Annotated in this window: 4 protein-coding genes and 1 pseudogene; 1 reads left to right on the top strand and 4 read right to left on the bottom strand. The window is 60.1% G+C overall.

From position 1 onward, the window contains the following. The first annotated feature begins 183 nt into the window (after nt 1–183). Nucleotides 184–2406: a hypothetical protein gene (locus tag AC5Y2S_RS28865; RefSeq protein WP_499960042.1), complete on the top strand. Its 2223-nt coding sequence runs from the start codon at nt 184–186 to the stop codon at nt 2404–2406. 1571 nt (nt 2407–3977) lie between these two features. Here the strand turns inward: AC5Y2S_RS28865 and AC5Y2S_RS28860 are convergent. From AC5Y2S_RS28860 to AC5Y2S_RS28845, 4 genes and pseudogenes are all read right to left on the bottom strand, one after another. Next, nucleotides 3978–5153, bottom strand: coding sequence for a TylF/MycF/NovP-related O-methyltransferase (locus AC5Y2S_RS28860; protein ID WP_499960040.1), 1176 nt, complete (start codon nt 5151–5153; stop codon nt 3978–3980). A gap of 725 nt (nt 5154–5878) precedes the next feature. Continuing rightward, on the bottom strand, nt 5879–6778 hold the full coding sequence (locus tag AC5Y2S_RS28855; protein ID WP_499960038.1) for a class I SAM-dependent methyltransferase: 900 nt from the start codon (nt 6776–6778) through the stop codon (nt 5879–5881). Nucleotides 6779–6788: 10 nt separating this feature from the next. Continuing rightward, entirely contained in the window at nt 6789–7607 is an 819-nt protein-coding gene (locus AC5Y2S_RS28850) for a hypothetical protein (RefSeq protein ID WP_499960037.1), read from the bottom strand. Further along, nucleotides 7604–7877 (bottom strand): annotated as a pseudogene (locus AC5Y2S_RS28845) (hypothetical protein); the annotation flags it as partial. The pseudogene AC5Y2S_RS28845 and the gene AC5Y2S_RS28850, both read right to left, overlap by 4 nt.

Below are 7877 nucleotides of genomic sequence, written 5' to 3'. Positions count from 1 at the left end.
GGCGCGGGCCGTGAAGAAGGCTGCGGCCCGGCCGGTGGCGCAGCCGAAGGCCCCGGCACGGGATGCGAAGAAGGGACGTCGGGCGAAAACACCTCCTCAGTGACCGGATCGAGGCCCGGCGATGTTCGATGCCCACTAACTAAACCGGGTCAAGCCCAGCTCCTCTTGCTGTAATTTGCACCCATGCGCTTCGCCGTCGCGATCGTGTTACCGCCCTCCCAGCACGACATCAGCGGCGGAGCTTTTAACGAGGTCGCCGAGGCATTGCACCATGGTCTTTTGGCGCTTGGTCATGACTCGGTGCTGACCAATCGTCTCGACCTCGACGATCGCCGCACCATCGTGCTAGGCGGAAACCTCCTCGTCCAGTACGGCTTGGAGCCGCCAAAAAACCCCATCTTCTATAACCTTGAGCAACTGGGTGACGACTTGCCGTGGATGACGATGCCTGAATTCGTCGACCTTTTCCGGCGTTATCCGACTTGGGATTACAGTGAAGCCAACATCGAGTATCTCGCCGCTATGGGGTTGCCCCAGCCCACCTACGTTCCGGTCGGGTACGTCCCCGAGCTGACCCGGATCGCCCCCGCCCGCGAGGACATCGACGTGTTGTTCTACGGCGCGCTCAACGGGCGCCGATATGCCGTTCTCAGGGAACTGCACGACCGCGGTCTTCGGGTCAAATGGCTAACGGGCGCCTACGGCGCGAGCCGCGATGCCTGGATCGCATGCTCGAAGATCGTCCTCAATATCCACTACTGGGATGCGAAAATCTTTGAGATCACGCGTGTTTCCTATCTGCTCGCCAACAGGCGGGCGGTGGTCTCCGAGCATGGTGCCAATCCGACATTGGAGCGCGACCTGGCCTCGGGCATCGCGTTCGCGGACTACGACGAGCTGGTCGACCGCTGTGTTGAGCTCGTTGGCGACGAGCGCGCGCGGCGCAAGCTCGCCGAGCGCGGCTATCGGGCTTTCTCCGCTCGCGACCAGGCCGCCATCCTGGACCGCGCGCTATCGGAAGGCCTCGAGGATCTCACCCACCAGACCGCTGCGCGGGACGACTCTTGCATCATCGATGTGCGCCTCGAAGGCAAAGACCGCAGCACAGATCTGCGCGAGCGCCAACTGTTCACCTACAACCTGTTCAAGCACAAGTCTGCGCAGGAGCGAGATTGGTTGTTGGCCAAGGTCAAACGCAACCCCGAGGATGCGCGGTCGGTCTTTTTCCTCGCCGAGACCTGCTTCCGTATGGAGGATTTCGTCAACGCGCGGAAGTGGTGTGAGCGGCGGGTCGAGATGGGTGGCTGCGACGAGGAGGTCTACTGGGCGATGTATCGGCTGGCGGAGTCGATGGCGGAACTCGGTGGGCCGTGGCCGGATGTTCAAAAGGCCTACCTCAAGGCGTGGGAGTTTCGACCGACCCGCGCCGAGGCGTTGCATGCCATCGCCGTTCGGTGTCGCAACGAGCAGCGCTACGGGCCGGGTTACCTGTTTGCCCAGCGCGCCGCCGAAATCCCCTTTCCCGGAGAGGACCTCTTTGTTCCCCGGTACGCGGACGTCTACGCGTGGCGCGCCACCGATGAGCTGGCGGTGTGCGCATCGCAGATCGGCAAGCACACCGAGGCATTCGCGCTGTGCCGGGACCTGCTGACCCGCCCTGACCTCCCCGACCCCGATCGGCAACGGATTGCGGCCAACCGCGACTTTTCGGTGCCGGCCATGCTCGAGGCGGCCGCACCGTACCCCGAAGCCCTGGTGCAGTCCCTGACCGCCGGTCCCGGTGAGCCCGAGGTCACCGTCAGCCTGATCGCCGGGCCGGACCGCCAGAGCACCGAGCAGACCATCAACTCGTTTTTGAACTGCTGTCTCGATGTGTCGCGGGTCGGGCGCTTTGTGGTGCTCGATGTCGGCCTATCCGCCCCCGACCGCGCCAAGCTGCGGAAACGTTACGGGTTCCTCGAGTTCGCGCGTCGCCGATCCGGCGACAAGCCCGCCCCCCAGCTGGCGCAGCTGCGCGCTCAGATCGACGGACGGTTCTGGCTGCACCTGGGTACGGGCTGGCGGTTTTTCGCCCCCGAGAACTACATCACCCGCCTGAGCGCGGTGCTCGACGCCGAACCACAGGTGTTTCAAGTGGGCATCAACTTCCAAGACGCGGTCAAACTCACCGGCGCCAGCGCAGCAGAGCAGGCGGTGCGCCGGGCACCCGACGCCGGCCGCTACCTGCTCACCGAGGCCATGGCCACCGGCCCCGCGATGTTCGACACCACCCGACTAGATCGAGCCCGCGGAGTGCGCAACGGCGACCCCGATACGCCCGCCAAAGCTAGCCGACCAGCCGCCGACGCCCGGCCGCGCACCGCCAGCCTCGACGAAGTGCTCTGCATCTCAGGGCTGTACCCCTAGATACGTTTGCCCTGAATCAACTCGATTAGGCTCCGGCGCCAAGCTCGCGTGCGGGCTCTCACGTCCAAGGAAACGTCGGCGTCATCGGGCGACCCGACCCCATTTTCACGCCCGCAGGGCGATCACCGGCAGAATATCGAGTTCGCGTGATAATCCAACATTTTCAACGTGCATTGTCGTTGGCCAGTGCACCTTCGCGTTCACGACACGCACTTCGGTACCTCGACCTGAAAAGTCAGCGCGTTGATCCAGGGTCGGATCGCGCCAAACTGAACAGATGGCCTTCAATACCCTTGTTCCAGAAGGAATTAAGGCCGCCGTGTTCCGTACTGTGGGCGATCAGCGCTCGTTGTGTAAGTCGATCCTCCCTGAACAGCAGCGGCGGCTCCCGGAGGAGTTGGCTCTGAGTAGCTATGCTTCGGCGGCGGGGCGGTGCTGGGCGCGATGCCGCGCCGTGCCCCTTCCAAGCATGCGAAGGCGTAGGCGAGGTCCGCGAGTTGGCCGGTCGCTGCACTGTCGGCCCGGTCCATGATTGTTGCCAGGGTTCGATGCGCTGCAATTTCAAGGCATTTACTTAAAACCTGCCCGGCGCGCAGGATCTCGGTGTCGACGTCGGCGAGTTTTTCTTGGTCGGGCAATTGGATCTCCGTTTCGTTCTGTGGCGAGTGGCCGGTGCCAGGCTTGCGGAAAAACCTCCCGATCTTGCTCCCCGCTTGGGGTCGGCCGGGTTGGGATTGCATAGTTAACGGTATCCACAGACGAGTTGCAAAGCAACGCGGTGAACAGCCGGTTGAGCTCCGTCAGCGCGGTCGCGTGATCGACGCCCCCAGCGGCGGTGACGTCCCCGCTGTTTGTGTCGGTGATTTCCACCAAGAACTGCTCACGCACCGTACCAGGGAGACAACGAGTTTCGTGCACACCGCAAAAGCCACGCATCACAAAACGCCGAGTCGTATCGACATACACCCCGGCTGGAACGCCGAGTACTTCTAGATCTACGGGCTTCGCCCCAGCCCGACGAGGCACTTCGAGAGTCGACGATATTGGTGTAGCACCCTTGGCCGAGCAGGCGGCACTCGGCTAACGAGGAGTCGAGCGCAACGTGCCAGCGGCGCTGCCCTCGCTGCGCTGCGAAATCGGCGCTCCGTCAGTAGCCCACCACGCCCCATCGGCCGCGCTCACCACACTGAACGGGACCATCCTCATCACATCATCGTCGCCAACGCCGATGACGCGATCATCCTCAGTGAAGCTCAACAGCATCAGGGCCAAAGGTTGGCGGTTTGCTCCTGAGGATTTCATCACCCGTCTCACAGGGTGCCGGGAGCCGAAGTACAGGTGTTTCAGGTGGGCATCAACCTCCCGATGCGGTAGAGCTGACCGGCACTTGCGCCGCCGAGCAGGCGGTACGCCGAACGCCCGCTGCCGGTCGCTACCTGACCGACACGATGGCCAACGGCCCAGCAATGTTCGTCAGCACATGCCTAGACCAAGAGCCAGCGGTATCTACGGACGGCCGGTAGCCGCGCACCACACACGCCGTCCATGCGGGTTGGCGATCAAAAGCAGAATTATCGGATGGGCGCGTGATCAACACGCCAGTACGTACCCCATCCGTCAATCGGCAGTATGGGCGATGTGATCCCGTAACGTTCACGAAAATCGCTAACTGCCTTCGCGCAAGCCGGCAGCATATAATCGTCCACTATCACGAAGCCGCCATACTGCACTTTGTGATAGAGCGCGTCCAGAGCTTCAATCGTCGATTCATACATGTCGCCGTCAAGCCGCAATACAGCTAACCGATCGATCGGAGCGTCTGGCAACGTGTCCTTGAACCAACCCTCGAGGAAAACGACCCGTTCGTCCAGTAACGCAAAACGCCGGAAATTGTCCTCGACATCGGCACGCGACACCTCGAGTTGACTATGGGTATGGTGCTGATCGCCCGCGTCGGCGGGGAAATTTTCGGGGTCTGGCGGTGGAAGTCCAGCAAAGCTGTCAGCAACGAAGACACGTCGCGTGCTATCACCATATGCCTCCAGAATTCCCCTCATGAGAATACAGGCGCCGCCGCGCCAAACGCCGGTCTCTACAAAGTCACCCTCGACGCCATCAAGTAGCACCGTCTCGCAGGCGTAGCGTAGATTTCGCATGCGAACACTTCCGATCATGGAAAACGAAAGTGAGGGCCAGTCCCTCCCTAAGAGACGCGTGTTGGGATCGAACTTGCCGTCCGACCAATAGTCGCAGGGCGCATCTTCGAAAAGCATGCCGGTCAGCGACGCCTCGAGAAGATTGAGGTATCGCTGGACCAATCTGCCGCGGCCCCATCCTTGGTATGCCGGCTCTTGAAGCCGCGTGGAGGGAGTGAAGCTCGGGGTTAGCTGCTGCGTGCCGCGTATTTCCGCGATCACGTCGCGGCGTCCATCCTCGAAGACAACCCTCACCCCGAGGGTGAATGCCGGTGCAAGTCCGGCCGTTTCGATCGTCTTCCTGAACCCCACCGGTGACGAAATGCCATACACGCTGGCCACATCGGGCCGCATGAGAGTTAGCTCGCAGCTCGCAACCACGCTCTGCTCGTGGACGAACTCCAACCAGGCTACGGGCGCCTTGCTTACGACCCAGCCGAAGACCTCGAACGCGCGTCCGTCGACCGGACCGGTCTTCGGGCGGTCGAGGCAAGCACCGGTGATCAGGTCATCGTTAGGGCACAGGGTTACCCCGGATATCTCCACCGCCATGCGGCGATCCCGTCCCTCCTCGCCGGCGGCGCCGCCACATCCACGGCGATGCGTTCGTCGGCAACCCCATCGGCCGCCGTCGGCAACGCTTTCGCCCGCATCCGCTGCCGCTCCAGCGTGGTCTGCGACGCCAGCTCGTCCAGTGTCCAGGGCTTTCTGGCATGACACCATGTCAGGAATCCTGGTGTCAAGAAGCCGCGTCGACCCATCGAAGATTCCCGGTGTAACCCTATCGTTGCCTTATTTGAGGATGGTCAAGCTCGACTCCAAATTCCGCTGAGCCCGATTTAGCTAAGCTAGGTGACCCGTCGTAGATAGATGCTTGCCCGGCAGATTCTTAGTGCCTTCCGGCAAGTACCGACTGCGATCTCGGCGTGCTCCCGCCAAACCAGGAAGTGACAACATCATCTGAAATATGTTGTTGGTAAGCAGACCAAACCTTCAATTCGTCTGCCACGGGCGTGCGATCCAAAGCTCTCAATTCGCCGTTCGACGCAGGATGACGTTGCCGTCAACAGCGCGCTATGCCTTGGCAATTTGTTCGCCGATGCCGCGCAGGGTGCTCCGGGCCCGGTCGTGGCGGTATCGGCAGTGGATAATTCGCTTGGGGACCCCATGGACCTTCCCCGCCGAGGTCGAGGCGACGGCTGGGTCAACACGGACTCCACGTCAAGAGTCGTGTAGTTGCGCTTGCCTTTTCAATCTATGCTCACTCGTTAGTTGACTCAAGCCACCCGTTGACAAAGCACCAAATCTTGGAATTGTGCTATGCCCTTCGGGATGATCTGTTTTACGGCAAAATATTTTGACCATCTTTTGTGAATGTATTCATGGCTATGGTATGTGACCTGGTAAAAACTAGGGAGACCCTCAGTGTCTCTACCGACATGATAATAAAATTCTGGATTTGGATTTTGTAGCTTTTCTCTCACAAACGCTGGAATCAAATCGGTTGAATGCGTGCTCAAGACTGCAAAAGATCCAATTCGCATGACTCTGCGAAGCTCTGATAACCACGCTAATTGCATGTCCTCGGGGAGATGTGTGAATATAGAGATCGAATAGACGAAATCGAAGTATTTATCATCAAACGGTAGGGGCGGCATAGGACTGTTTAAAACGAAAGTGCCGATCGATTCAATGGCCGATCTGCACCATGTGATTGCCTCATCATCTATATCGGAACCGAACCAATTAAGCTTACCGTCCGTTAAACGGGTGGCCAGACATAACTCGTGCAGTGGCCTAATGACCCTGCCGCACCCTACTCCAAAATCAAGAATTCTGAAATCATCTCCATAAGGTCCAACGCGCATCAGCTCTCCAAAAACATTTGCAGCCAACTCCCTTCCCACACTCTCGAAGACCTGTAAATTTTCATCGCAATTAACCCTTTTGCGGAGGTGTGCGGGCGCCGCTGGCTTTATAGTTGCGCCTTCTCTATAACTCTGCACATAATCAAAAAACTTTGGAGCAGCTCCTCGGCGGTTTTCTAGATATCCATACCTGGCAAAATGTTCCCACCCGTCAGTTTCTGGATGGTCGCGCACATATTGGGCCACGCCAGGGTTTTCACGCAGATAAGCTTCTTCGTCCCAATCCTTGGGCCGTTCGATGTCAATCATATTGCTCCAATCATCTTACGCGGATTACCGGACGATTACGGTGACAGTAATAAACACGGGCTGCCGCCAAGTCTCTCAAGTTACCCGTCAAACGCCTCGTCGCAGATCTTTTGCGGCCGTGGTTCAAGGTCCCGCTTCCAGCGGCCGATCGATGACGAGACGCCAGGCGATGTTGATGCGCGTTCACATCAGCGGTGGCTTCATTCCCAGCTTTTGCCATTGAGTTGACGATATTCGCCGACGAGTCCAGCTCCAGGGCGTCGAGCTCGGTGGGCGACCCTATGAGGTCCTCAAAACGGACAAGCGTGCCGTATAGCGATCTGCACTTCCACAGTTGTGTAAGCGACAGTATGCCCTCGCGAACCAGGCCGACGAGTTGTTTATTCGTTCCAACCGACTGGGACACCGAAGCCATAGGCAACTCCATGCCGAGCATCGAACGCCAGCGCGGAGGCCAGGGTGTCCCTGGGTTCCCGGACGAGGAATATCTCTCGCGCCCCCGCGGGTGGAGCTGCTTCATTATCCAGTAGTGGCCTGCCGGGACGATCTTCTCCGCGAAGAAGGCAGGTGTTGTCCAGTTTCGGGCGATCGTGTACTCGCGGTCGAACGACGCGAGTTCGGCCCGCGCTACGCAGGCGAATTCCTCGACCTGATCGAAGTACCAACGGTCGAGGGTTCCTTGTGCTCCTGTGGGATCGGTCCTGCACTGGGTTGGATAGCGAGCGGGGTCTTCGTATTGTTGCCCAGCCATCAGCGTGCGCGTGATGACGTCGATGACCTTCCACTTATCAAGCACCATGCCGGTGGCCCTGGGTAATAAAACGTTCATCCGGTCACCTGTGATGAGATGCAGAGCACTTCGTCGAGGCTGGCGGTGCGCGGCCGCGCGTCGGCGGCTGGTCGGCTAGGTTTGGCGGGCGTATCGGGGTCGCCGTTGTGCACTCTGCGGGCTCGATCTAGTCGGGTGGTGTCGAACATCGCCGGGCCGGTGGCCATGGCCTCGGTGAGCAGGTAACGGCCGGCGTCGGGTGCCCGGCGCACCGCCTGCTCTGCTGCGCTGGCGCCGGTGAGTTTGACCGCGTCTTCGAAGTTGATGCCC

The organism is Mycobacterium sp. NGS69 (genome assembly GCF_059812165.1).
This window is presented reverse-complemented; position numbering and strand designations above follow the sequence as displayed.